Source organism: Sinorhizobium kostiense, assembly GCF_017874595.1.
In the GTDB taxonomy this organism is placed as follows: domain Bacteria; phylum Pseudomonadota; class Alphaproteobacteria; order Rhizobiales; family Rhizobiaceae; genus Sinorhizobium; species Sinorhizobium kostiense.
Window position 1 is genome coordinate 122,931 of sequence record NZ_JAGILA010000009.1, and the last position, 23,611, is coordinate 146,541.

General features: G+C 58.7%; 26 protein-coding genes. 10 read left to right on the top strand and 16 right to left on the bottom strand.

Translation table 11 applies throughout. The features are described 5' to 3' along the window. The first annotated feature begins 1 nt into the window (after position 1). The 3 genes from J2Z31_RS25700 to J2Z31_RS25710 all read left to right on the top strand — a co-directional run bounded on the left by J2Z31_RS25700 (position 2) and on the right by J2Z31_RS25710 (position 3,038). On the top strand, positions 2-1,285 hold the full coding sequence (locus J2Z31_RS25700) for a dihydrolipoamide acetyltransferase family protein (RefSeq protein ID WP_209606053.1): 1,284 nt from the start codon (positions 2-4) through the stop codon (positions 1,283-1,285). Positions 1,286-1,361: 76 nt separating this feature from the next. After that, complete coding sequence (gene lpdA, locus J2Z31_RS25705) at positions 1,362-2,807, top strand: dihydrolipoyl dehydrogenase (protein ID WP_209606055.1); 1,446 nt, start codon at positions 1,362-1,364, stop codon at positions 2,805-2,807. Further along, complete coding sequence (locus J2Z31_RS25710; protein ID WP_209606057.1) at positions 2,808-3,038, top strand: hypothetical protein; 231 nt, start codon at positions 2,808-2,810, stop codon at positions 3,036-3,038. Between the two features lie 256 nt (positions 3,039-3,294). Here J2Z31_RS25710 and J2Z31_RS25715 read toward each other — a convergent pair whose 3' ends face one another. Genes J2Z31_RS25715 through J2Z31_RS25775 form a run of 13 tightly spaced genes read right to left on the bottom strand, consistent with a single transcriptional unit; the run spans position 3,295 to position 16,223 of the window. Continuing rightward, on the bottom strand, positions 3,295-5,394 hold the full coding sequence (locus tag J2Z31_RS25715) for a type IV secretory system conjugative DNA transfer family protein (protein WP_209606059.1): 2,100 nt from the start codon (positions 5,392-5,394) through the stop codon (positions 3,295-3,297). Continuing rightward, the gene (gene virB11 / locus J2Z31_RS25720; protein WP_209606061.1) at positions 5,391-6,419 is read right to left on the bottom strand and encodes a P-type DNA transfer ATPase VirB11; all 1,029 of its coding nucleotides are present in this window, start codon (positions 6,417-6,419) and stop codon (positions 5,391-5,393) included. Before virB11 ends, J2Z31_RS25715 begins: the two co-directional genes overlap by 4 nt. Beyond that, the gene (gene virB10, locus J2Z31_RS25725; protein ID WP_209606063.1) at positions 6,400-7,611 is read right to left on the bottom strand and encodes a type IV secretion system protein VirB10; all 1,212 of its coding nucleotides are present in this window, start codon (positions 7,609-7,611) and stop codon (positions 6,400-6,402) included. The genes virB11 and virB10 overlap by 20 nt, the downstream gene beginning before the upstream one ends. After that, positions 7,611-8,420: a P-type conjugative transfer protein VirB9 gene (gene virB9, locus J2Z31_RS25730; RefSeq protein WP_209606065.1), complete on the bottom strand. Its 810-nt coding sequence runs from the start codon at positions 8,418-8,420 to the stop codon at positions 7,611-7,613. Before virB9 ends, virB10 begins: the two co-directional genes overlap by 1 nt. Then, entirely contained in the window at positions 8,417-9,112 is a 696-nt protein-coding gene (locus tag J2Z31_RS25735) for a virB8 family protein (RefSeq protein WP_209606067.1), read from the bottom strand. The genes virB9 and J2Z31_RS25735 overlap by 4 nt, the downstream gene beginning before the upstream one ends. Before the next feature lie 25 nt (positions 9,113-9,137). Then, positions 9,138-10,166: a type IV secretion system protein gene (locus tag J2Z31_RS25740; protein WP_209606070.1), complete on the bottom strand. Its 1,029-nt coding sequence runs from the start codon at positions 10,164-10,166 to the stop codon at positions 9,138-9,140. Positions 10,167-10,181: 15 nt separating this feature from the next. Beyond that, positions 10,182-10,409 (bottom strand): hypothetical protein, encoded by a 228-nt coding sequence (locus tag J2Z31_RS25745; RefSeq protein ID WP_081160389.1) that lies wholly within the window; start codon positions 10,407-10,409, stop codon positions 10,182-10,184. Beyond that, positions 10,399-11,100 (bottom strand): type IV secretion system protein, encoded by a 702-nt coding sequence (locus J2Z31_RS25750; RefSeq protein WP_209606072.1) that lies wholly within the window; start codon positions 11,098-11,100, stop codon positions 10,399-10,401. The genes J2Z31_RS25745 and J2Z31_RS25750 overlap by 11 nt, the downstream gene beginning before the upstream one ends. An 11-nt stretch (positions 11,101-11,111) precedes the next feature. Beyond that, a complete protein-coding gene (locus J2Z31_RS25755; protein WP_209606074.1) occupies positions 11,112-12,200 on the bottom strand; it encodes a lytic transglycosylase domain-containing protein in 1,089 nt (362 codons plus the stop codon). Beyond that, the gene (locus J2Z31_RS25760; protein ID WP_209606076.1) at positions 12,197-14,656 is read right to left on the bottom strand and encodes a VirB4 family type IV secretion/conjugal transfer ATPase; all 2,460 of its coding nucleotides are present in this window, start codon (positions 14,654-14,656) and stop codon (positions 12,197-12,199) included. The genes J2Z31_RS25755 and J2Z31_RS25760 overlap by 4 nt, the downstream gene beginning before the upstream one ends. Positions 14,657-14,658: 2 nt before the next feature. Beyond that, positions 14,659-14,958, bottom strand: a complete 300-nt coding sequence (locus tag J2Z31_RS25765; RefSeq protein ID WP_014531077.1) for a type IV secretion system protein VirB3 — start codon at positions 14,956-14,958, stop codon at positions 14,659-14,661. A 3-nt stretch (positions 14,959-14,961) separates the two neighbouring features. Further along, positions 14,962-15,300: a TrbC/VirB2 family protein gene (locus J2Z31_RS25770; RefSeq protein ID WP_209606078.1), complete on the bottom strand. Its 339-nt coding sequence runs from the start codon at positions 15,298-15,300 to the stop codon at positions 14,962-14,964. Between the two features lie 11 nt (positions 15,301-15,311). After that, entirely contained in the window at positions 15,312-16,223 is a 912-nt protein-coding gene (locus J2Z31_RS25775; RefSeq protein WP_209606262.1) for a lytic transglycosylase domain-containing protein, read from the bottom strand. Positions 16,224-16,445: 222 nt separating this feature from the next. On the opposite strand from J2Z31_RS25775, the gene J2Z31_RS25780 reads away from it, so the two are divergent. The 6 genes from J2Z31_RS25780 to J2Z31_RS25805 are packed head-to-tail and all read left to right on the top strand — an operon-like array spanning position 16,446 to position 19,724. Next, positions 16,446-17,054 carry a hypothetical protein gene (locus J2Z31_RS25780; protein ID WP_209606080.1) on the top strand — a complete coding sequence of 203 codons (609 nt, stop codon included), beginning with the start codon at positions 16,446-16,448 and terminating at the stop codon, positions 17,052-17,054. Beyond that, positions 17,051-17,587 (top strand): thermonuclease family protein, encoded by a 537-nt coding sequence (locus tag J2Z31_RS25785; RefSeq protein WP_209606082.1) that lies wholly within the window; start codon positions 17,051-17,053, stop codon positions 17,585-17,587. Before J2Z31_RS25780 ends, J2Z31_RS25785 begins: the two co-directional genes overlap by 4 nt. Further along, positions 17,584-18,285 carry a thermonuclease family protein gene (locus J2Z31_RS25790; RefSeq protein WP_209606084.1) on the top strand — a complete coding sequence of 234 codons (702 nt, stop codon included), beginning with the start codon at positions 17,584-17,586 and terminating at the stop codon, positions 18,283-18,285. Before J2Z31_RS25785 ends, J2Z31_RS25790 begins: the two co-directional genes overlap by 4 nt. Next, on the top strand, positions 18,286-18,690 hold the full coding sequence (locus tag J2Z31_RS25795; RefSeq protein WP_209606086.1) for a hypothetical protein: 405 nt from the start codon (positions 18,286-18,288) through the stop codon (positions 18,688-18,690). Position 18,691: 1 nt separating this feature from the next. Next, positions 18,692-19,285 (top strand): hypothetical protein, encoded by a 594-nt coding sequence (locus tag J2Z31_RS25800; protein ID WP_209606088.1) that lies wholly within the window; start codon positions 18,692-18,694, stop codon positions 19,283-19,285. Between the two features lie 22 nt (positions 19,286-19,307). Next, complete coding sequence (locus J2Z31_RS25805) at positions 19,308-19,724, top strand: hypothetical protein (RefSeq protein WP_209606090.1); 417 nt, start codon at positions 19,308-19,310, stop codon at positions 19,722-19,724. 82 nt (positions 19,725-19,806) lie between these two features. On the opposite strand, the gene J2Z31_RS25810 is transcribed toward J2Z31_RS25805, so the two are convergent. Next, the gene (locus J2Z31_RS25810; protein ID WP_209606092.1) at positions 19,807-20,142 is read right to left on the bottom strand and encodes a hypothetical protein; all 336 of its coding nucleotides are present in this window, start codon (positions 20,140-20,142) and stop codon (positions 19,807-19,809) included. A gap of 501 nt (positions 20,143-20,643) precedes the next feature. Here J2Z31_RS25810 and J2Z31_RS25815 point away from each other — a divergent pair. Then, on the top strand, positions 20,644-20,808 hold the full coding sequence (locus tag J2Z31_RS25815; protein ID WP_209606093.1) for a hypothetical protein: 165 nt from the start codon (positions 20,644-20,646) through the stop codon (positions 20,806-20,808). Between the two features lie 44 nt (positions 20,809-20,852). Here the strand turns inward: J2Z31_RS25815 and J2Z31_RS25820 are convergent, their stop codons facing one another. Then, positions 20,853-21,878 (bottom strand): RcgR family putative quorum lactone hydrolase, encoded by a 1,026-nt coding sequence (locus J2Z31_RS25820; RefSeq protein WP_209606095.1) that lies wholly within the window; start codon positions 21,876-21,878, stop codon positions 20,853-20,855. Further along, positions 21,868-23,478 (bottom strand): RcgA family putative transporter, encoded by a 1,611-nt coding sequence (locus tag J2Z31_RS25825; RefSeq protein WP_209606097.1) that lies wholly within the window; start codon positions 23,476-23,478, stop codon positions 21,868-21,870. Before J2Z31_RS25825 ends, J2Z31_RS25820 begins: the two co-directional genes overlap by 11 nt. Positions 23,479-23,611: the final 133 nt, after the last annotated feature.

Here is a 23,611-nt window from a genome sequence, read left to right on the forward strand (position 1 = left end):
CATGGCGACCGAAGTCATTTTGCCGAAGGTCGACATGGACATGGCCACGGGAAAGATCTCGAAGTGGTTCTTCGGCGAGGGCGATGCCGTGAAGGAGGGCGACGTCCTTTTCGAGATCGAGACCGACAAGGCGGCGATGGAAATCGACGCGCCGGCAAGCGGGGTCCTGCGTAACGTGACCGGCAAGGAAGGCGTGGATATCCCAGTCGGCTCGGCCGTCGCGTGGATCTATGCCGAGGGAGAGGCCGTCGACGGGACCGCCGTGTCTCCTACGGCGCCGGCGGCCGTCGAACGCTCGCCGGTGGTGTCCGAAGGAAAGGCGCCGGCCGCAGACGTTGCTGTTGAACGGCAAGCGGAAAGCGCGGTCCGCGCCACGCCGCTCGCACGGCGCCTCGCGAGGGAACGCGGACTGGATCTTGCCACATTGAACGGCAGCGGCCCGCATGGCCGCGTTGTCAGTGCCGATGTCCTGGCGACCTCGAACAGTGTTGCCGATGCCGGGGTACAGGCGGAGCCCACCCCGAGATCGGAGGCTGGCGATAACATCTCAGGTGAGAATGCGCTTCGGCATTTTCCCGATGGGTCCTACGAGCTTCAGGCGCACACCTCCATGCGTCGGACAATCGCCCGCCGGCTCGTCGAAGCCAAGAGCACTGTTCCGCACTTCTACCTTTCGGCAGACTGCCGTCTCGATGCGCTCCTGAAATTGCGTGCGGAGCTTAATGCTGCGGCGCCGCTGGTCGAGAGCGTCCCGGCCTACAAGCTCTCGGTGAACGACCTCGTCATCAAGGCCTACGCACTAGCCCTCGCGGGTGTTCCGGACGCTAACGTGTCGTGGACGGACGAGCATCTGGTGCGCCACAGCCATTCGGATGTCGGAGTCGCGGTTTCCGTTCCGGGTGGACTTATCACCCCTATCATCCGCCAGGCGGAGCAAAAGAGCCTTTCGACCATCTCGAACGAGATGAAGGACTTGGCTGTGCGTGCAAGGGCAGGAAAGCTGAAGCCCAGCGAATATCAGGGCGGGACGGGAGCGGTGTCAAACCTCGGAATGTACGGCGTCAAGGAATTCGCCGCGATCATCAATCCCCCACACTCCACGATCCTGGCGGTCGGCGCCGGAGAGAAGCGGCCGGTCGTAACCGAAAACGGGGAATTGAGCGTTGCTACTGTTATGAGCGTGACACTGTCCACGGACCACCGTGCCGTGGATGGTGCGCTGGGCGCAGAGCTTCTCGCGAAGTTCCGCGCGCTCGTCGAGAATCCATTGAGCGTGTTGGTCTAGTCTCCTCCCAACTATGGGGGACCGTTGTCGCGGCGCAGTCGAGCCGAGGCGGGTCCCCCAATTTTTTTTTCAAGGAATGCTCATGTCTTACGATGTAATCATCATCGGTTCGGGCCCGGGCGGCTATGTCACCGCCATCCGCTCGGCGCAGCTGGGCTTGAAGACGGCGATCGTCGAGCGCGAGCACCTGGGCGGCATCTGCCTCAACTGGGGCTGCATCCCGACCAAGGCGCTCTTGCGCTCCGCCGAAATCCTCGACCATGCCAATCACGCCAAGAACTATGGCCTGACGCTCGAAGGCAAGATGACCGCCAACGTCAAGGACGTCGTTGCCCGCTCGCGGGCGGTTTCGGCGCGGCTGACCGGCGGCGTCGCCTTTCTGATGAAGAAGAACAAGATCGACGTGATCTGGGGCGAGGCGAAGCTGACGAAACCCGGCGAGATCGTCGTCGCAGCGCCGTCGAAGCCGGCAGTGCAGCCGCAGAACCCCGTGCCGAAGGGCGTCAAGGGCGAGGGCACCTACTCCGCCAAGCACATCATCATTGCGACCGGCGCGCGGCCGCGCGCGCTCCCCGGCATCGAGCCGGACGGCAAGCTGATCTGGACCTATTTCGAGGCGATGAAGCCTGAGGAATTGCCGAAGTCCATGGTGGTCATGGGCTCAGGCGCGATCGGCATCGAGTTCGCGAGTTTTTACCGGTCGATGGGTGTCGACGTCACCGTCGTCGAGCTCCTGCCGCAGATCATGCCGGTCGAGGACGCGGAAATCTCCGCCTTCGCCCGCAAGCAGCTCGAGAAGCGCGGCCTGAAGATCTTCACCGATGCCAAGGTGACGAAGGTCGAGAAGGGCGCCAATGACGTGACCGCCCATGTCGAGACGAAGGACGGCAAGGTGACTGAGATCAAGGCGGATCGCCTGATCTCCGCCATCGGGGTCCAGGGCAATATCGAAAACCTCGGGCTCGAGGCGCTGGGGGTCGAGACCAGTCGCGGCTGCATCGTCACGGACGGCTACGGCAGGACCAATGTCGCCGGCATCTACGCGATCGGCGATGTCGCCGGTCCGCCGATGCTGGCGCACAAGGCCGAGCACGAGGGTGTGATCTGCGTCGAGAAGATCGCCGGCGTCCCCGGCGTCCATGCGCTCGACAAGGGCAAGATCCCGGGCTGCACCTATTGCGACCCGCAGGTCGCTTCGGTGGGGCTTACCGAGGCGAAGGCCAAGGAACTCGGCCGCGACATCCGCGTCGGCCGCTACAGCTTCGGCGCCAACGGCAAGGCGATTGCGCTCGGCGAAGATCAGGGCATGATCAAGACGATCTTCGACAAGAAGACCGGCGAGCTCCTCGGCGCGCACATGGTCGGCGCCGAGGTGACCGAGCTCATCCAGGGCTTTGTCGTCGCCATGAACCTGGAGACGACCGAGGAGGAGTTGATGCACACGGTCTTCCCGCATCCGACGCTTTCCGAAATGATGAAGGAAAGCGTGCTCGACGCCTACGGCAAGGTGCTGAACGCCTGAGTGGCCCTTGCCTCACGCAGCATTTTGCACGGCGTTGATCATGAACTGCCGAAGGGATCTGCTCCATCTGGAAAACTCGGTTGTGCCGAAACCTTCCGTAGTATCCATGACGGCGCGAGCCCTCGCGAGGCCGAGAAGCATGCGCGTTCGGACGAGGCGCGCAGCGTCAAGCGCGAATTCAATTTGGAATTTGCCTTGGGGGCGATTCGCCTCGCAACCTTGATCGCCTGATTGTCCGGCTGCGGGACTACTGAAAATCTACCCCGCTGGGCCGTCACGTCGGCTCCGGCCCTTGAAACTCGTGGGCAGGGCAGGAGTAGAATAGTGGCGATGCAGCCGTAGCCAAGGCAAAGGGTCTTTCATTTAGCTAAGACCGCTTTGCCCCCACATTCGGGTCCTCGGTCCGGCGGGCTTGGTGGTCCACAATGGGCTCACTCCAGTCTTACAGCGTCGCCGCGCGAGTGGCCGTAATGGGGTCGCCGCAAAGCTATTCGGCCGCCACGCCGACTTCGACGGGATCAGGCACGGTCGCGTTAAAGATGTCCATGATGTTGCGGCGCGTGGTTGGAGACTTGTCGCCGAGCTTTTCAGCTTTCGTCTCGACCACTTCCTTGAGTTGCGCGGCCTTTGGTTTGAGGCCCTCCTCGATGGCCTTTATCCGGGCTTCCATTGCATCAAGGCTTGCAGATGCTTCCGCACCACCCGTGTTTGCAGCAGTCGCCTTGGGACTCGGGCGCAGCGCCTTTTTGTTGACCGTGCGTTTGGCAGGTGTTGCAGCTTTCTCGTCTGCTTCAGGTTCCGCCTTGACCGGAGCTGCCTCCGCCGCGGCGGCCGTCAAGGACTTTTCCTCCTTCGCTGGCGCCGGCGAGGGAATTTCGACTGAAGGATCTCCCCCCTTGGCATATTCTGGAGTTGTCGCCGGCACGGGCTTCGGTGACAGATAATCGACTTCCGGTACTTGCGGGATGTTGGCTTGGGAAAACGCCTCGGCTGATTTGAAGGGCTGCGTTTGGAAGAAGCGAAGCTTTTCACCAAAGATCGGCCGTTGTCCTTCGATGAGCAGGATTATTTTGTTCTCCGGCATTTGCCGGACTTCCTGCGGCATCATCAGATCGCGCTCGCGAATCTGCTCCACCTTCGTGCGGCGGGGCAGGCCCATCAGTTCGATCGTGCGAGATTCCGACTGGTAGCGGATCGTGCGTTTTCCGAGCGCGCGGGACGCGTACTCGGCTGTGGCCTGGTCATTGGCGCCGAGGACGAGCTGATAGCCACAATTGCCGAGCAGGGAATGCCGGGACGTTTCGCCGTAGATCTCGTCGAGGTTCTTCAGATCCTGGATGATGAAGGCGAGCTTGATGTTGTAACCAGCCACATAGGGCAGCTTGGTCATGATCTCGTCCATCCGCTTCAACTGCCGGAACTCGTCAAGCAGGAAGTAGACGGGGAGGGAATTTGGATCGTGCTCGAGCGTGAGGATATCCATTACCTGCTGCACGAACAGGGTGAGGAGAGGGCGCAGCAGGGTGATGTCGGTGATGTTCGGCGCCAGGTAGATCGAGATCGGCCGGCGCTTCATTGCCCGAAGGTCCATGTCAGTGACATTGGTCGCGGCAACGATCCGCTCATTCTTGAAAGGCCGCATCGCCTTTTGAATGTCCAAGAGAGCAGACGCGGCGGCGCGTTCCGATAGGGCGATGTAGGAATTGAAGCTCTCGACGGTGAACTTTGAGAGATAGGGCTCTTTCTCCTTGATGTATTTCATGAGCGCCTGGAGATCGACGCCGCTATTAAAAAAGGAATTGACCTCGGCGAGGTTGCGCCGGTCTTTGTAGAAGGGGCTTTCCGTGATGTAGCTGATCACGCCGGCAAGGACCTGCTGCGCGGTCGCTTGCCAAACGGAATTGTCCGAGTCCGTGTTCTCGGGCACAAGAATGCTGGCGATGTTTTGAATGTCGGTCGTGCGATTGCCGCGCTCCGGCCGGATAAAGTCCAGTGGGTTATAGCTGTTGGTCTTTGCGGAGCCGGGGGCGAATAGGAAGACCTGGCTGCCGTTCTGGCGGCGATAACCCGCCGTCGCCTTGAACACTTCGCCCTTGAGATCGGTAACGATCATCGAGCCTTCGTGCATCAGCGCATTGGGGATCACATAGCCCGCGCCTTTACCCGAGCGCGTCGGGCCAATGATCAGATGATGCCGGTCGTCCTTGGTGCGGAGTATGTTCCGCCCGACCCGGCCGAAGATATGGCCCTGTTTGCGGAACCACTTCCCGCGTCGTAGCGAAGCCATGTCCTGAAAGGCGGCATCCCCCAAGGGGCTGCTCGTCGGTTTCAGTCCGATGTAGCCCACAAGGCCCGCCACCAGCAGCGCCGGCACCATCGAACCAACCGCGACCTTTTGCAGGGCAGGGCTCGTGTTGTAGTGCCAGAACTGTTGAATCGGAGCAAAAGGATTGCTCGTGATCGTCGTTTCGAGGATCCGACCGTCCTTATAGAAGAGCTGAAGCCCCAGGCCGTACCCGAGCATCCAGACAACGAACGCTATCCCGACGCAAAAGAGCAGGTAGAACGCCTGGAGCTGCTTCGTCATGACTCATCCCGGGCGAAGAAGATCTCAGAGACCCCGCGCTTGCCACCTTCACGGCGGAGCTGGATGACGATCGGGATGACCTTCTGGATATACGACATCAGATCCTGCTTCGAAAAACCCGCCGACATGCCGGCCTGCTGCATCATCATGGTGAGTTGTTCATAAGCGCCCATCGGCGTATCGGCGTGAACCGTCCCTATGCTGCCGGGATGGCCGGTGTTGATTGCGCGGAGGAAGGAAAAAGCCTCTGCGCCTCGAATTTCGCCGACGAACAGACGGTCCGGTCGCATGCGCAGCGACGACTCGAGCAGGCTTTGTATGGTCACATCCGCTGTGCCCTGATCGCCCTTCGACGCGATCAGGTGAACGGCATTTTCTTGCGGCGGGAAGAGCTCTCGCGTGTCCTCGAGCGTGATGATCCGTTCATGCGGATCGACGCTCTTAAGGCAGGCATTGAGGAAGGTCGTTTTGCCGGAGGAAGTGCCGCCACTGATCAGGATAGAGACCCGTCTGGTGATGGCGGTATGGATGAAATCGTAAATCCGATTGGCGCGCAGATGCCCTATCAGCCCGCGATCGGTGTCGCTGAGACCGCCGACGGCGACAGAGACCTTATCAAGCGAACCATTGTCGCGATACTCCTCGAGCGTGAAGTTATTGACCACCTGCTTGCGGATCGAGATCGAGCCGCCTTCGGGTGCCGCCGGCGGCAAGATGATCTGGATACGCTCGCCGGTCGGAAGCGCGGCGCTGAGGATCGGCTTGGAGCGGCTGATAAACTGGTTCGTCGCAGCCGCAACACGCTCGCCGATGTTCTGGATTTCATCACCCGTCAGGGCGTCGATTCGATGATGCTCCATGTGATCGGCGCCAAACCGTTCCACATAGACATGACCCGGTTTGTTGACGGCGATTTCCACCACCCTCGGATCGTCAAGAAATTCCCTGATCGGTTCAAGAGCGCGGTTGAGGAAGTAATGCGGATCGCGTCTGATCGTAGTGGTGTTACCTGCGGCGACGTTCACGTTGAATCTCCTTCATCGCTTCGGTGACCGGGTCGTCATACATGGCGCTGAAATCGAGGTCCTGGCGCACGTAGACAAAGATCTGCTCGCCCTGGCCGACGCTAATGGTGGGAGGAATACGAAGGTTCTCGCTCAACGCCTGGTTCGCCATGTCCGAGAAGGTCTCGGCGATGGTTTCGCGGGCGAGCTCCTCGCCACGTTGCGCCTCGCTGTTATTGTCGCCGAACGCCTCGTCGCTTCCGTAGCCGGTCAGGAAGCTGGCGCCGGCGCCGACGACGGAAAGCATGATTGCGGAGCCGAACCGCTCGCGCCACTTGTTGTCGACGTGGCCGGTCAGGCCCGAGCGCCCCAAACTATCCGTGCCAATGGAGTTAAGGCGCACCGACACGCCGTCATCGCGAATGAGCCGGGTCCAGATGACGAAAATGCGCTTCTGTCCGCGGGTAATTTCGGACTGATATTCGCCAATGAGGCGCGTTCCAGTCGGGATGAGGACGCGCCTCCCGTCGAAGGAATAGACGTCCTGCGACGTGATCGCACGAATTTGGCCGGGAAGATCGCTGTTGATTGCGGTCTCGAGGATGCCGGGGATTAACGTTCCTTCTGGGATCATGGCGTCGATGCGTTCGATCTGCCGCGCCTTTGCGCTCCGATCCGCGAGACTCGAGGCCGCAGCGAGGTACTTGCTGTTTCGGTCTTCGCCGGCGACGCTGAGCCCTGAATCGTCTTCGCCTGGAAAACCTCCGTTGCCGTTGCCATTGCCTTTCTGATCAAGCGAGATCAGCCCCGACTTATAGCGTTCGGGAAACTCTTCGACAGGCGCAATCTCGGGTGTGGCTTCAACGACCTCTGGTGGCGGTGGAACGTTGAACTCCGTGGTATCGGCGGGCTCTTCTTCAACTGGCTCCGGAGGAGGGGGCAGATTGATGACTGCAGGCTCTATCTCCGGCTTTGGCTCTTCTTGCTCACGCACGTATGACGGCGGCCGGAAGGTGGTCGTCTGAAACTCTTCATCGCTATCGGCGACGTCACGCGGCTTTTCTCCTGCCGTGGCAAGCACGAAATAGGCGGCGACAGCGCCCCCCAGGAGTAGGGCAGCCATGCCGATGGTTTGATTGCGTCCAGCGTTTCTGTTGCTGACGGCCGTTTCATCGGCCGTCGTCATGGCCTCAAGTTCAGGGCTGCGCTTCATTAGTTGCCGCTCCTCCTACGTTTCGTCGCCTTGGTGTCAGGAGCCGGACCGAGAATGGCAGGGTCCGGAGCGCCGAAGTCGGGCTTGCGAAGGTTAAAGATGCAGGTCCATTGATTGCCCTCGCGCAGCGTGTATTGCGTCGCGACACCATCGACGACGATGTATTCGCCCTCCTTCCGGAAATTGCGCAGCGTCTCGGAAAAGTCGGCCTGGACGGCAAAAATCGCCGGGACCCGGCTGCCGAACTTGAAGAAGGTCTTTTTCCCGTCGTCGAAGATCACCAAGGGCTTCAACGCCGGATCACCGGAAAACGAATAGTCGATGTTGACGTTGGCTTTATCGACATTCGACATGTTTGGGTAGGCCGCCCGGTACTCAGCCTTCTTGCGGAGCGCGGCATTTAGATCCTTCTCGGGATAGACGAAACGGACCCCGAACACCTGCTTGCCATCGGACGGAGCATGGTCGTTGAGCTCGAGGAAATAGATCCTCTTGCTGGTCACGACATTCATGTTGGTGGCGACGTTCTTTGCGATCGGCTTCACGAACAGAATGTTGCCCTTCTCGGAAGGGGCAACCTGCCAACTGTCGGTGTCGCCAAGCGAGATCGTTTCGAACTTTTCGTCCTCGTCAAAGATGATCATGGTAGAGATGCCGTAGGTGGCAGAGACCTTCACGACGTTATTGGACTGATAGACGACGCTGGTCACGCGCGAATCGAGGCTGCCCGGGCGAGGTGCCTGCGCAGCATGGGCGTGAGTCATCATCGCGGCCGCGCAGGCCGTGGAAAGCAGGAGGCGTTTGATCATTCCTCACCTCCCGGCGTAACCGTTTCTTGATCGCGACGGTAGTTGTAGACCTGGAAGCCCAAGGGGTTCTCGAAGCGCCATTCGTTGGTCGCTGGCGTGTCCGTATAGCGATAGCGAACGACCGAAATGTAGTGACGGACGATCGAATCCGTGTCCGATTTTTCGGTGGTCGAAAACCGGACCAAGGCCGTGCTTGCATTGGAGAAGGTGACGGACTTGATGTCGACCGTCACCTTCTTGTTCTTGCCGAGTACCTTTGCGGGATTGCTGGGATTGGCCGCGCTGTAAAGCTCCTGCAGCTCACGGGCCGCATCATCAGTGGAGAGTAGGGCGGCGATGCCGAAATTCTGCTCAATCGCGAATGGGTCGTAGCCTTCGCGAGATCGGATATAGCGAACGACGTTCGCTTGAGTGACCGCCTGTTGGTCGGTCAGCTTGGCGGACCTGGTTAGGCCGGTCTTCACCTCCATATAGCCGGTGATCTTATCGACCTCAACGATGTACGGCTCGAAGCTCTTCAGCGGAACGAGCATCACCAATGCTGTCAGTGACAGCAGGGTGATCGCGCCGAAAATCATTGTGACGAACCATGCGAGCGAGCGCGATCGCTTGGCCTTTTTGACGATCTCCAGTTCCCAACGATCGCCGTCCTGAAAGTAGCTCCGAAGAGCTGCGTCATTCGTTTCTGCCATTAGTTCTAGCCCTTAAATTCGCGCCTCAGCGAGGCATGCTGTTGCTGCTAATGCGGTTCTGCATCGCCTCAGCAGCGGCGTTGCGAATGTTGGTTCTCATGCCTTCCTGGGTACGTGCCCTGGCTTGCATGCCGGCGCTGCCAATTGACCCCGCCAGACGTTGTCCGCCTGACAGGGTGGATATTGGCCCCGATATGCCTGCAAATCGGCCGACGGCGCGCGCTACGTTGCCAATGCCGGCGGCCACGCCACCGGTAATGCCCTGCGCGAGAACCTGAATGTTGAAGAGTACAAATGCGCCCGCGGCGCAAAGCAGCAGGAAAGCGGAAATGTCGCTAAGCTGAAGTTCCCGCTGGTTTGCAGCGCTCGTGACCTTTGTCAGTTCCGGGTCCATCGCTGAGATCAGGAATGCAGCCACGACGTAGACGAATAGTGGGATCAGCGCATACATCAGCACCTGCTGGAACCAGGCGACGCCCATGCCTCTTGTCTGTTGGAAGAGCATGCAGCCGATGAAGATAGGTGCGGTCCCGATCAGCACCCACATCATCACCTTGGCAAGGAGTAGGATCGCCAGAGCCACTGCAATGAAAACCGCCACTGCAAGCATGATCAGAAAACCGATCATGGACGGGAGTACCGCGAAATAACCGGACTGTTCCGCAAAGGCAGAAGCGGCCTCGTTCGCCGTTTTCCAGATCATCGAAAGGCCGTTTGTCGGCTCTGTGATGCCTGTCCCGGTGGCGGTCAGGATCGCCCGGCCCACATCTTCCGGAGTGTTATTCAGCCAGGAATAGAAAAGAGTGTTGAAGTAGTCCCACTCCCTGACCAGCGCCAGAATGATCAACATACGGGCCACGCGACCAATGATCTCGCTGACGCTGATGCGGGCCGTTCCCATGAAGAGTTGGAGCCCGTAGTATCCCACATATGCGATGAACATGATGGTGAGCAGCGGCACGATCTCATCGCCGACAATCCCATAGGCTTGCTCAGAGAAATCCGCGCCTGTCTGTTCAATTCTGTCGAGCAGATCGCCCAAGAAATCGTGCATCGTTGCAAATTGTCCTTATTCAGCCGCGATTGCCTCGATTGCCGCCAGGGCGGCCGCTGCATCACCATTGACGCTCATCATCGGTCCGCATTCCTGGCGAGGATCCGGCGCGTAAGAAGTTAGATTGGCAGGTCTCTTGCAGGGTGCGGTCTTCTCCTTGGCCGCCGTACCGCAGCCGGCGAGGCCGGCCGCGATTAGGACTGAAGACAGAACCTTTGCCGTCATGGTGATTTTACTGGTCACTGTAGGAGAGCGCCTTCTTCGAGTTGGAAATGTCCGTCAGGCGCCGCTGGTTATCGGCCTGGAGCGAAGACACGGCGCCGTTCATGACGCCGATCAGCTCGTTGATCGTCAGGCCTGCCTGGACCTGAAGCTGTGTGTTCTGATCGATCGAGCCCTTGATGTCCTTGGCCTGGCCGATATTTGCGCCCGCCTGCTCGAACGAGGTGCGGCGCTTCTGGACGGCCTGTTGCGAGCCATTAACGAGCGCCGCAACACCGAGAACGGTATTCACCATCTCTTCATAGGACTTGTCGCCTGAAAACGAGCTGCCTGTCTGACCGGACAGGTTCTTCACCAGTTGCAGCCCATTGATGAAGGTCGTTGCAACCTTGGCAACATCGCCGCCCATGCTTCCGAAATTCGGAACGCCGCCCGACATCAGGCTGTCGAAGGACGGCATCTGGGAGACGCTGAATCCATTACCGACGGCAAGGTTCTGCATCTGGTTTGCATCGCTACCGCGATCCCCGGTCACCGCCTGAAGGGTCTCCTGGACCGTTTTCAGGACTTCCTTATTCGTCCCAAGAATTTGGTCGGTCGTCGTCGACGTCCTCTGGGCGATCTCAAGATTAGCAGCGTCGATGACCGGGACTTGCGCGGAAGCTGCGGACGCAAGGGCCACCGAGCACGCCGCTAAAATCAAACGTTTCATGGCAGTTCTCCTCATTGAGCGGTCAACATCAGATCTACGTTGGCTTCGCGCTCCCGCTTCTGGACGCAAGCCTTTTCTGTCGGGCTCCATTCAAGCGCCGCGCGGGGATCGCAAACGCCGGTCGTTTCGCGATCCTCGTCGTCGTCATCCTTCTTGAAGTCGCTCGTACGTGATGCGCCGGAAATATTGCCGACATCGACCGCACTACGAGAATTCATGAGGTCCGCCATCGTCGTGCCGAGGCGGATGACCTGGTTCATCATTTCGAGGTTGGCATTTCGCGCGCCGGAATTATGGTCCCAACTGCCCTGGATGGTCCCGCTGGACATTGCGCCCAACTGCTGCAGCCAGGAGGCAACATTCCCGCTGCTTTCCCCGATCGCCTGGAACGTCGCCATGGAGTTGATGGTGGAATCCCGCATGCCGGTGAAGCCTGTAGACCCGCCGCCATAGTTCACAGGGATGTTGGTAACGTCGGAGCCGCCGAAGGCGGGGAGCCATTTTTGGGTGATGTTTGCAACATACCCTTGCGTTTCCTTAAATGGCGGAATACCGCCATATTTCTGGACGTTGCCAGGTCCAGCGTTGTAGGCAGCCAGTGCGAGATTCGTGTTGCCGTTGAAGCGCCGGAGCTGTTGTTTCAGATAGCGCGCGCCGCCACGAAGATTGTCTTCCATGTCATAAGGATTGACCCCGAGATCCTTGGCTGTACCCGGCATGAGCTGAGAAAGCCCAATGGCGCCGACCGGCGATTTCGCACAGGGATTGAACCGGCTTTCTTGGTAGACGAGCGCCATGAAGAGGCTTTCGTCGACGCCTTCTTCCTGGGCCACTCGCTTCACGAGGCCGGTGATTTCCGGGTTGGCCGTTGCAGCGGAAGCGGCGTCACCGCTGCGACCTGGACGATACATTGAGCAGGTCACGCTCTTGCTGACCGTATGACGGTCACTATCCGTCTTCTCGATTTCCGTCGTCTTCTGGTCGCGTTTGATGTCGGTCTCGAGCACCTCGCCGTCAACCACCGGCACCTGAGAGTGCGCCGTTCCGAAGGCACCAAGCCACAGCGCAGAAATCACCCACAAAGCAGGACTCTTCCTCATTCGGCCTTCTCCCATCCGCAAAATTGAGCCAGCCAATTTTCAGGCTCGTCGCCATATTGTTCCCGAAGCGCCGCGCACTCCTCGACGGTCTCCTTGCGGCCGGAGAGCACCTTCACGAGATCGGGCATGGCGGAGACATCGAGCCGAGCGATGACCGAGTCATTGCCGTGCTTGATCAGGAAAGTTCGCTTTTCGGGTGGAGTGTTCTTGATGAAGTTGAATTCCTTCACCGTCAGGCCAAAGCGCTTGATGTAGCTCTCTTCGTCGGCCCGCGGGTTTGGAAAGTGAATGTTCGTCGCCGACTGCTCGATCAGCGTATGCGAGGCTTTTGCCTTGGCGACATCCGCCGCGGACTGGGTGCCGAAGCCAACAATGCCGTTGAGCTTGCGGATGGTTTTCATCTTGTCGACGATGAACGCCGAAAAGGTCTCGTCCATAAGAAGCTGCCAGCCCTCGTCCATGAAGAACATGACGGGGCTTCCGTCGAGCAGCTCGTCGAGGCGATGATAGAGATACATCAGCGCCGGCGTGCGGAGATCCTCGTTGCCGAGGATGTTCGTCATGTCGAACCCGAAGACGCTGCGACCCGAGAAAGAGAGGACGTCGTGCTGAGCGTTGAAGAGCCACGCCTTTTCACCTTCGATCCAAGGACGAAGGCGAGAGTGAAGGTCATTGGCATCCGCCCGCGACCGGCCCACAAGCAGGGCGGCCAGGTTCGCTAGGTTTCGTTCCGACGCAGGTTCCTGCATCAGGCGGACGATCGCCCGCTCAAGCGTATCCTCGTCTTCCTGAGTGAAATCACTGCGATCACCGGAGCGCAGCATTGCCTTCAAGAGGCGAAGCAGGAATTCGCGGTTTGGGCCGGTATTTTCGAGCTGCAGCGGATTAAAGCCGGTCGGCGTTCCCGGTGACAGCACCTCATATGAACCACCAATCGCCCTTACGAAGATTTCCGCGCCGCGATCCTTGTCGAAGAACACGGCTTTCGGCGTCGGTGACACGCGCATCGCCTGTGCGAGCAGGAAGGTCAAAGCGACCGTTTTACCGGAGCCGGTTGGTCCCGTGACGAGGAAGTGCCCGATGTCGCGGCGATGGAAGTTGAACCAGTACGGCGTCTGCGACGTGGTTTCGAGGATCGTGATCGGCAGTCCCCAATGAGTGCGATCGGCCTGGCCCGTCGCGAAATTGTGCATGGAGGACAGGCCGGAAAAATTCGCGCTCGACAACATCGCTTTGCGAGCAATGTAGCTGTGATTGCCGGGCAGTTGCGCCCAAAAACCCGCTTCGAGGTTCAGATCCTCGCGAAGCCAGGTGAGATTCATGTCGGTGAGGCAAGCACCGAGTTCGGAAACGGTGCGGCTAAGGCCTGGGAGATCGCGGGAGAGGCATAGGAGCGAAAGATGGTGGAAACCGAAGACGGCTTCCTGGTTCATCAGGCTATTGAGCGCATAGTCGATATCCTGTTCGACTGAGCTACCGGACTCGTCCGAGGCTCTGATCTGCCTCTGCAACCGACTAATTCGTTCTTGGGCGATCGGCTTGTCGGCGATGGTGAAGGACTGCGTCAGAATGAATTCGTGGTTTACCTGCAGCAGGCCGTCCAGCATGCCCGGCCCGGTGAAAGGCGGATACTCCTTGATGGACAGCAGCGCTCCAAAGCGGGTGTCTTCATCGACAGCTGCTTGAGCCTGCATCGTCCGCTTGCTGAAATGCAGTCGCGACGTTCCGACATAATTGCGAATGCCCATGCGCGGCAGGCGCATCTTGCGCGGCACACCGCAGCTCAGGATCGCGTTGAAGAACTCGCAGGGTTCGGAGTAGGGCTCGCCTTTCCCCTTCTCATCACGCCCTTCTATCTTGGCCTCGTCGTCATTCCTGCGACGATAGGTAATTCCGAGCGCCCGGGCTCCATACTTGTGCAGATCGCGGGCGATGTTGCCGATCAGCTCCTCGAGCTCCGTAACATCTTCGCGCGTTTGCTGGACCCGAGCGACCCTGTTGGTCTTGTCAAAGAGCCTCTTCAACGAGTCGCCAATGCCGAGGGCGCCCCGCATCCCAGACCGCACGACCGTCAAGTATATTTCGTTCGTAAACATGCGCTTGTGGCGCAGTTGCCCCATGTAGCGCTTGTTCAACAGATCGCAGAATGGTTCGTCGAACGCGCCACCGATCTGCGTTTCGACCTCTCTCCGGATCACGGTCGACCAAAGAGAATAGCGGCTCGACCCCAAGGCACGGATCATCGTGTTCTGGACGACCGACCGCATGTTGAGCTCAGCCTGGTCCTCCGTCTGGAAGAACAGTCCATTGAGTTTGATGACGCTTAGAAGCGATCCGTTTTCCAGCCCGATCACTGTATCGGAGACATGTCGGAGATACGGAATATGAGTCGACATGGGCCGCTCATTGCTGGCGACCGGGCCGAATCCAAGCTCTTCTTTGACGACTTTCAGCATGGTCACGGTCCGTAAGAGTTGGTGCCCCAAAAGCGCTTGTTGGGCGTGCGGGGCGTCTTGCGGGACGTCACCTGCATCACATCGAGGATCCTGTTGTCCCAGGTGCAGAGCGAGAACAGGACAAGGTAAGCAACCGGCGCGATGAGCAACGCCAGGAGGTCGTTCGTTGCAAGCCAACCGATGATGGTGACGCCAACGATCAGCACCACCGCCATGTAGGGCACGCCCCAAAGGGTTGGGGACCGGGTTAACCCGATCACCAACGGCGTCAGAGCCGGTTTTTCGTCCTGAAACTCACTCATCGGTCACTGACCGACCGCCGAGATCATCTCGTCGACGATCGCCGGTGCGCCAAATACCAGACCGATTCCCATCACGACCGCGCCGGCCGTGAACCACGACAAGCGACCGGCGAATGCCAGAAAGCCAAGGCCGATAACGGCAATGATCGCGAGCAGCCGACCGAACGGGCCTGTGATGAAATCGACGATCATCTGTACCGCCGTCTGCAGCGGCCCGAAGGCGCCGCCTGCACTCTGCGCGAGAGCAACATCAGCGCCCGCGACTTGGAATGCGGCCACAATGCCGAGCGTGGCTGCGAGCTTGAGAGCCTTAGACTTCCTCGTTTGCATTTCAAATTGCATGTTTCTCTCCTTCAAAAGTGCATGACACCGCCGACAAACTTGCCGGTCTTCTTCACGGCGATGACACCGGCGTCGCGGCTGTCACTCGCATCCGAGACCGCCTGCGGAGCGGCGGCCGGCCTCGCCTTGCCCTTTGCCGACGGCATTGGCAGCCCGAGTTGGTAGTTCACCACCTTCGCGACGTATCCGACTGTTTCCTGGAAAGGCGGGATCCCGCCGTGTTGGTAGATCCGCTGTTCGCCGCTGTTGTAAGCAGCCGCGACCAGGAGCGGGTTCTGAAACTCATCAAGCAGAAAGCGCAGGTACTTCATCCCGCCCTCGATATTCTGAGCGGGATCACACATGTCCGTAACTCCGAACCGCGCAGCCGTAGCAGGCATGAGCTGCATCGGTCCGCGCGCGCCCTTTGGGGAGTTGCGACTTTGGTCAAAGCTGCTCTCGGCCCAGGCGATGGCCGCCGCGAAGACTTCATCGACGCGATATTTGCGCGCCGTCTGCACAACCAGAGACTTAACCTCTTCCGGGCTGAGCGGAGACGGACCGCACTCATACACGTCTATGGTGTTGTCATTGATCTGCCGAAATGCACCAATTTGCTGTATAGAGCCCGTGGGAACCTGCGGTTCATCAACCCTGTTCGGCACGTTGTTGGAGGGAGCGAAATTGCTCAAACCTGCATCAATATGATGCAGGCCCCCAAAATCATGGGGGCTGTTGTCAGCTTTGTTCTGAACCGCATCTTGCTGCTTTACTACGCCATCAGCGCCTAGCACGAACTCCTTCTCTGAGCCGCGCCAGCGCTCATCGAAGTTCGTTGCAAGCTCCGCCTTCTTGTCAACCGGCCAAGTACTTTTATTTGTTATGATATTTTCGGATTTACGCCCATCTTGGGCGTAAGAAATCGGAACCCAGCTCGTGCACAAAAGGGCGCTACCCGCCAAAGCGGCCCAGCCCAAAACGCCTGAAAATCTAGCCCTTTTTTCCATCGTCCCGCGCCTAACTTGCGGTGTTGTGATCGAAACGAAAACCAACTAAGCTGATGAAGGTATCGCATCGATTTGGTTCAGCGATACAACTTTTCGAGGCAGACTTAAACCCCCTATTGCAGGGGAACGAGTTGAAGCAATATGGGTAAGGGCTAGAAAATGAAACGGACCATTATCGCCGCACTTGCAAGTTGCACAGTCGCCACACCTGCTTTGTCCGTCTCGGACATCAACAAGGATTACATCAAATCGCTCGCAGCGCCGGGCAAGACGGTTCTCGTGCTCGAATATTACGACGGGAGCGGGAAGGTCGCCGATCGGAAGGGCTATGCAACAACGGCCGGATTTAAGGCCGTTTCACCGACCGACTTTCGCGTGGATGACAAGACAACACTGCACCTTTTTGGCCTGGAGCCATGCAAGGGCGAAATGGTCAATCGCAGTGAAGACTTCGCCGGGAGCTGCACCGATTATGCGCAGCAACAGCTTCAGATCCTGTTACAAAACCCGAAGGTCGTGTTTTGCCGTGCCTTCGTGAGCGAGCAAGGTTCGCCCGTCCAGAACGCCACCTGCTACGGCTACTATAATTTCCGCGGTAGCCTCGACTCCGTCGATATGTTCGAGGAGCAGCTTTTGTCGCTCGGCGCGCTCCGCCTCGCAAAAAACCCAGATGGGACTCCCGTTCGTCCGGATCTCTCCAAAGCTGAGGAGATCGGCCAGAAGGGCTCATTCGGAATGTGGGCCGATCCGAGGGTGAAGGGTCAATGAGTAAGGCTCTCTCCCTTCTGTTGGCTCTCTTGCCGACTTCCGTATCCGCAGCGCCGGCAGGCTATTTCGATCTTCTTCCTGGCGTCACCCTGGAAACTGGCGACACGTGGGTTTCCAATGGTGAAAGATTCCGCCTCTATGGCGTCCAGTCCTGTTTGCGCGGCACTTCCTATACGGACAAGCACGGGCAGAAACGCGACTGCGGCGAGGCGTCCCTTGCCGTGCTGGCGGCCTATATCAAGGACACCAAACCGGTTTGCGCCCCGGTGGTGAAGAAAGACGGTATCGCTTACGTCGTCTGCTACGCCACAGTTGTGAAGGAGCGGCTTGATCTGGCAAACGTCCTGATCACGAGCGGATACGCCTTCGCGGCCCTCAACGGTGAGGGCATGCCCTATCACGTCCCCTATGCCGTGGCTGAGAAACTTGCGCGCGATAAGCGTGCCGGCCTCTGGCAGTTCGAAGACGTCCAGCATCCGGCCATTCTCTTGAGCCGCGAGGTGAATGCGCGAACCAAGAAGGCAGATCAATGAAGCGATACCTGCTTGCAGCCGCCGCGCTCGCCACGATCCCCCATGCAGCGACAGCCGCGGATCTCATCAAGACTCCGGCCGCGGCGGCTCGGCCACCGCAGAGATTGAGCGAAGCTCCGATCTACCAAAATCCGGTCTACAAAGGCCGAGTCTCCGTCATGGACGGCCGCACCTTGTGGTATCCGCAATATGCGCAGCGCGTTCGCCTCGTCGAGATCGACGCGTGCGAGCTCCCACAGTGGGCGATTGATCCCACGTGGGTGGATCGCGATCGGCAAAAGGCGCCTTCACCCGTTCCGTGCGGCCCACTTGCAAAGGCTTGGCTCAAGAGGACCATAGGCAGCAAACCGGTCGAATGCACCGTCTTAGCCTATGGCAATGACGGTATCCCCCAAGCCCGCTGCACGTCAGCCGGCCGCGATATTGCAGTCGATTTGCTTCGTGTCGGATGGGCGCGTGTCGCGTCACCCTATTCATACAACAGCCAATACCTGGCCTATCAGCAGCATGCGATGGCGGCCCGCTATGGCATGTGGGCAACTTACGTTCTCGACATGAACGAGTGGCGTCGCAAGGCCGTCGACAAGACGCTAGACCGGCGGCCGATCGCTGATTTCAACCTGATTGTCGAACGGGAAAGCGAAATATCGCCGCCCTTCATCGACGCGCGGAAAAAGCCCACGAGGACAGACCGATAGTTGCCCGACCTCGCACATATTGCGAGCTCATTCGCAACCGATCCGCTGGCGAGCTTAATGCTCGCCATTCCGTTATCGTTTGCGCTCATCGTCGTTTCGGAACGAATCTGGTGGGTGCACGGTCCGTTCGCCCTGGTGCTCCTGATCCTTTCGATCCTCTTTCTCGATCGACGTCATCTGGCGCTGGACAGCTTTCTCGTCGGCTTATTCGCCTTTCCACCGCTTTGCCGGGACATTCCCAACCAGCCGATGCTTTTTCAGATCGGGATCCTCTGGTTCTCAGCCTTCGCGCTCGTCGCCGCCGTCCTCTACGCAGCAGGCGGTCGAGTGCACCACGCCACACCGCTCGACAAGCTATTCGTCGATCGGGCGTCTCCAGCCGCAACCATCATGAGGGCCAACTGACATGAAACACCTGCTTTATGCTGCAGCCGGTCTTGCTGCGCTTACCATGCCCCCCACAGGAGCAAAGGCAGAAGATGCTTCCTGGGGCTGCCAGGTTCTCCTTTGCGCTGCCTCGCAAAATCCGTCCTGGCAGGGCGTTCCCTATTGCGTGCCCCCGATGAAGAGGCTGATAGCCGCAATGTCGAAGCCGGGATTTGATTGGCCCATTTGTCACGAGGCGAAGACCAGCGAGCCGGGCCGGCAAGAGTTCGAGGACTGCCCTGCAGGGTCGCGCCCCACCTCCAGCAATGATGGGAACGACAACGGCTTCCGCCGCCGCAACGAGGAGGACCAATGCGTCCGGGTCGTGGACAGATGCGAGAACCGCGGCGAGTACAATCGCCTCTATGGTGACGAGGACGCCAACCAGCGTAACGGTGTGACCGTAAGGTCCATCAGCGGCAACAGCGAACATTTCTTGAATCGCGACAATCGCTACAACGGTTGCAAGGTGCAGGTAACGTCCCCCCGTCCGCGGCGCGCAAATCCCTGGTTCTTCGACGTTCCCAACGACAAGGGCGTCAAAGAGCGCTTCTGGTTCAATCTACGCACCTAGCCTGGCCTAAGAGGAAGAATCTATGCACCAGAACGCCATAATCGCGATCGCAGCCACCCTCGGTATAGCGGCTGGCGCCGGCGGCACCTACATTGTAACCTCCGAGCCGAAAGTCGAAGCTCAGGCCATCTCGAAAGCAGAACTCGTTGCGGCTATCTCCGCTGATCCATCCCTTTGCCCTATTCCGACTGTTGAAGCGCCGACAGAAGCCGAAGCATTGGCCGCCTACCGCAAAGCACATGCGGCGTCTCCTCTCGTTTGGGATCGGAAAAACCTGCCGGAAATCTCTCTGGCACTCGGCCAATGTGACAAGGCCGGGGCAGGGCCAGGTGTCGCCTGCATGACCTCAGTCAAGATGGCACCCGACGCGCGAGCTATCGATCGAATAGTCGGCTTCGCTAAGTCTGCATCCGGCGAGTGGATCGCCACAATCAACTAAGAAAGAAGCCGCCCAACAAGGGCGGCTTTATTCTTCTGCCCTCCACGCTCGACCCAACACATTGCCAGGCCAAGGCACAGGCCTATTCCACGGGCTCGGTCATACTCAAGACGGCATCCATTTCTTCCGGCTTGAGCGAGCCGCGCGTCGCGAATAAATACGCGGCTAAGTAGGTCAACTTTTGCCATCCTTGCTGATCGTTGCACGGCCGGTAGTTCACGATCCATAGCCTGGTGGCCTCTTCCTCTTTCGTCACCTTGAGCAGAGCATTTGCGTAGACCACGTTGGTTACATCGCCAGCCGCGCGGCGTTCATCCCATTCGCGCACCGCCTCAGAAATCGCCGATAGTGCCGCTATATGCCGCTCTATCATCGCATCCAACGACACCGCGGCTTCCATTCCAAAATCCTCGGTCATCGCACCCTCAATCCCAGGTTCCGCGCTAACTACCGGACCTCCCAAATCGAAGGGAGGGCAGGAGCCCGCTCCTGCTCCCGAGCTCGTGCGGAACAGCGGAAGAGAGGGGGACAAGCGCTAAACCGGAGGGGGATCACCCACCCGCAGGGCCGTGTCGGCGCAGCCGCCCGGTGCTGCAGGCCATCGGGCCGAAGCATGGGGAGACCGGTTTAGTGCTTGTGGGGGAGAGAGGGCAGGGCTCTTTCTTCCCCTCTCAGTGAGTTGAAAATATGCGGCCTTCGGCCGTTATTTCGGTGCAATACGGAGAGGTAGTTTTCTCTCTCAACATAGGGCGATCGTACCGAGCTAATGGGCTTGCCTCAATGACAGTCGGTTCCCCCAATTTTGCCGCGAGCGACAAAATCGGCTCCCCCATCTGCCCTTCGGGCCGCTTAGCGCGATCATTGACCCAAGCCCATCACCTCGGGGCCCAGCTTCTGTTTTCAATCAGAGGAGCTGACGATGACCACTTACGAGCACATCGAGGAATTGCGGGCCGAGTTGGCGGCATCCATCGACGCCGGCGAGCGTCAGCAGATCGCGGCCGAGCTGGAGCGCGCCGTCGCGCAGCACCAGCAGGAAGAGGCCGCATTCGACGCGATGATCAGCGTTGAACCGCCTCACTAGGCGGCTCGCGATCTTTCCTAAGTGTCACTGTGACGGCGGCCGAGTCATTTTCGCTGGGCCGATTTGTCTGCACACGATAGAAACCGCTTCAAGCTCAAACCGGCCAGTAAAATGTAAGGCGGCATTGCGAGCGAATAGTGACCGCAGTTCAGTTCCAAAACATTCGGCCGGACTCCGGCTTCCTTCAGCTTCTGAATGAGGCGTCTCGATAGGTCGGGCAACACCACCTTGTCCCTCGTAGCCAACACGACGTGAAGTTCGAGATCGGACCGTGCCAGATTATGCGCGTAATTCTCCAAGTTGAGCGGACCCCATGCCCTTCGGAGATCGGTGAGCTCAATTACAGGCTCAAGGCTATCACGTATCGATCGGGTCGCGCGGCCCGTCCAAACCATGTCTGCGAGACTACCCGCCGTCAAAAATAACGAGGCCTTCGATACGGCGGGATCATGCGCAGCGATCAATCCCGCAACCCATGAGCCAAGGCTCATGCCGAGAACCGAGACCTCTCGATAGCCTTCGCTCTTGAGCCAGCGGATGAGCTTTCGCCCGTCCCATACGGCCTGCCTTACAGATTGGATCGTTCGGCCGAGATTCGAACTAAGCATATAATCGGCGTACAGCGAGCCGGGACGGCTGCGCTCGAAGTGATAAGGCATAGCAATCTCGACAACCGTGATCCCACGCTGCGAGAAAAACTTGGCAATCTGACGATTTCGGGCGGTGGCATTCCAGTGATGAAAAATCACCAATGCCCGATCGAGCGAGCCGCTCTCGGTGATTTTTGCCCAAACGACGTTGTTCTCTTCGACGTCAGTAGAAATGTCCGATGGAAATCTGAGCCACCCATGGTGCCTTTCAAAGCCCTGACCGCCCCCGCTGGGCTCATCGTAAAAGCTTGAATCAGACAAGGCCTGATCCGCGAGGACACAAAACTCGTCGATAGTTTCTATCCTCTTTTCGCCCGGAAAGGCCCGGCCGGCGTCGAGGATGAAATCCGTTACTTTCTTCGCTTCCTCTCCGCGCCGCGCCCGCCGCTCGTCCCAACGATCAAGCCAATTATGATACACTCTGGTTGCTTCCTAACTCGCTTGCTCGCCATCGCCGAAACTCTGGATCAAAGAGGCCGTATGTCGCGAGCAGCACTCCAACGCCGAGGAGGATCGAAAAGCCCTCAAAGGCATCGATCAACAAGTAGCTCGCAAAGAGCAACCCTACGACTGCAGACATCCTCCGTAGAGGCACGCGAAACCGCTTTCCGACACCCAAGCGGATGGAACCGTACAGAAAAACGATACAGGTCGAAATGGCGACCAGGAGGCTGCTGTAGTGCGTTGGCATTCTATAGCTGAAGCTATTGCCGCCGTCGTGGCGCTCATACAGGGCCGAAGACATATCGTGGGCTATCCAGGTCACGATATCTCCTCCGTTCGAGCTCAGGTAAGAGCTTTGGACCTTCATGCATATGGCGACCAGAACACCCAGGACAGTGCACCGGAAAATTCCCCGCATCACCCTAAGGCTGATTTCACTGTCCTGGCGCCGATGTTCCACCGGTCGCATCGTCAACGCCTCTTCAATTCTCGAAAGATCATGGACGATCGTATGAAGCAGAATGAGGCCCGCGAAAAAAAGATAAAAGCAGAGGCACATGTAGAGATATGCGAGACCAGTGAACACAATGGTCATCGGCACTGATATGACTTCAGGGCGCACAATGGCTAACTTGCCCCAATCTACCGCATAGTTGCCACCGCCGTTGATCAACGGGATCAAGCACACGCCGATCCACTGAAAAAGACCCGCGAACAAAACGCAGATCAAGAAAACCGCCCAGTATGTGTACGAATAAGCTTGAACGTTGCGCGTCCAGGCATCGTCGCTTTCCAACCGGTCGCCTTGCGCTACCAGCCCGAAGCGCGCGTCATGTTTCCAGAAGACCAGCAGCTCTATCACGAACGCGAAAAATAGCGGCAAGAGCACCATGAAGAGGAACGTCCAGTTCGGCGCCCATAGAAAACCGACCTGCTTAACGACACCATCCGCCCGGCTATAGGTGGCGCTGTGGATCCCCACGATATACGACAAAAACCCAAGGGCGGAGGCACCCGCGAATATCGACGCCGGTAGATTCAGGGGAGATCCATGGCTGAAAAGCGCCTCCGATCTTCTCGCCAAGCTGAAACCCTGTCTTCGCCGGGTGGCCTCATTGCCTTCTGGCAGATCGCCCGCAGGCTGCGTCTGATCATCGACCGTCACAGGTGCCGGCATATCTGGAACCCGCAGCGCCGTGCTGCTTCCCGCCTTCTTCGAAACTCGCCTCTTGGCGGTTAGCCGGGATTGGGCCGCGGCGAGCTCCATCTGCCATTCGCTGGTCGCTTCCGGATCGTCGCACCCAAAGATCCGCGCCAGCCAACGAATGTTGGACGGGCTAATCCCCTTCTCGTTCTCTTGAAACCAGAGCTGCACTGTCCGCAAATCGACCCCGATCCGGTTGGAGTCGATCTGAGAGATCGCCTCTGCCAAAAGCTCCGGTGTCCAAGGGCCTTGCGGAAACCCGTCACTGGCTAATGGCCGGCCTGCTCCCGCAGCGGTCAACTGCTTGAACAGTTCCTTGAAATCGCTCCCGTCCCTGGGCGGTGCGACAAAAATCTTTCCGTTCTTTTCCAATAGCTTAAAGGCCCAAATTTCGTTTCGTTTCGTATCCTATCGTGCCGTCAGCCTCAATCAATGGTGTTAAGGGCTGCAATGCAACTTGATCAATGAGGCATTCCACCATGCTATTGTTGTCGTCATCCAGTTC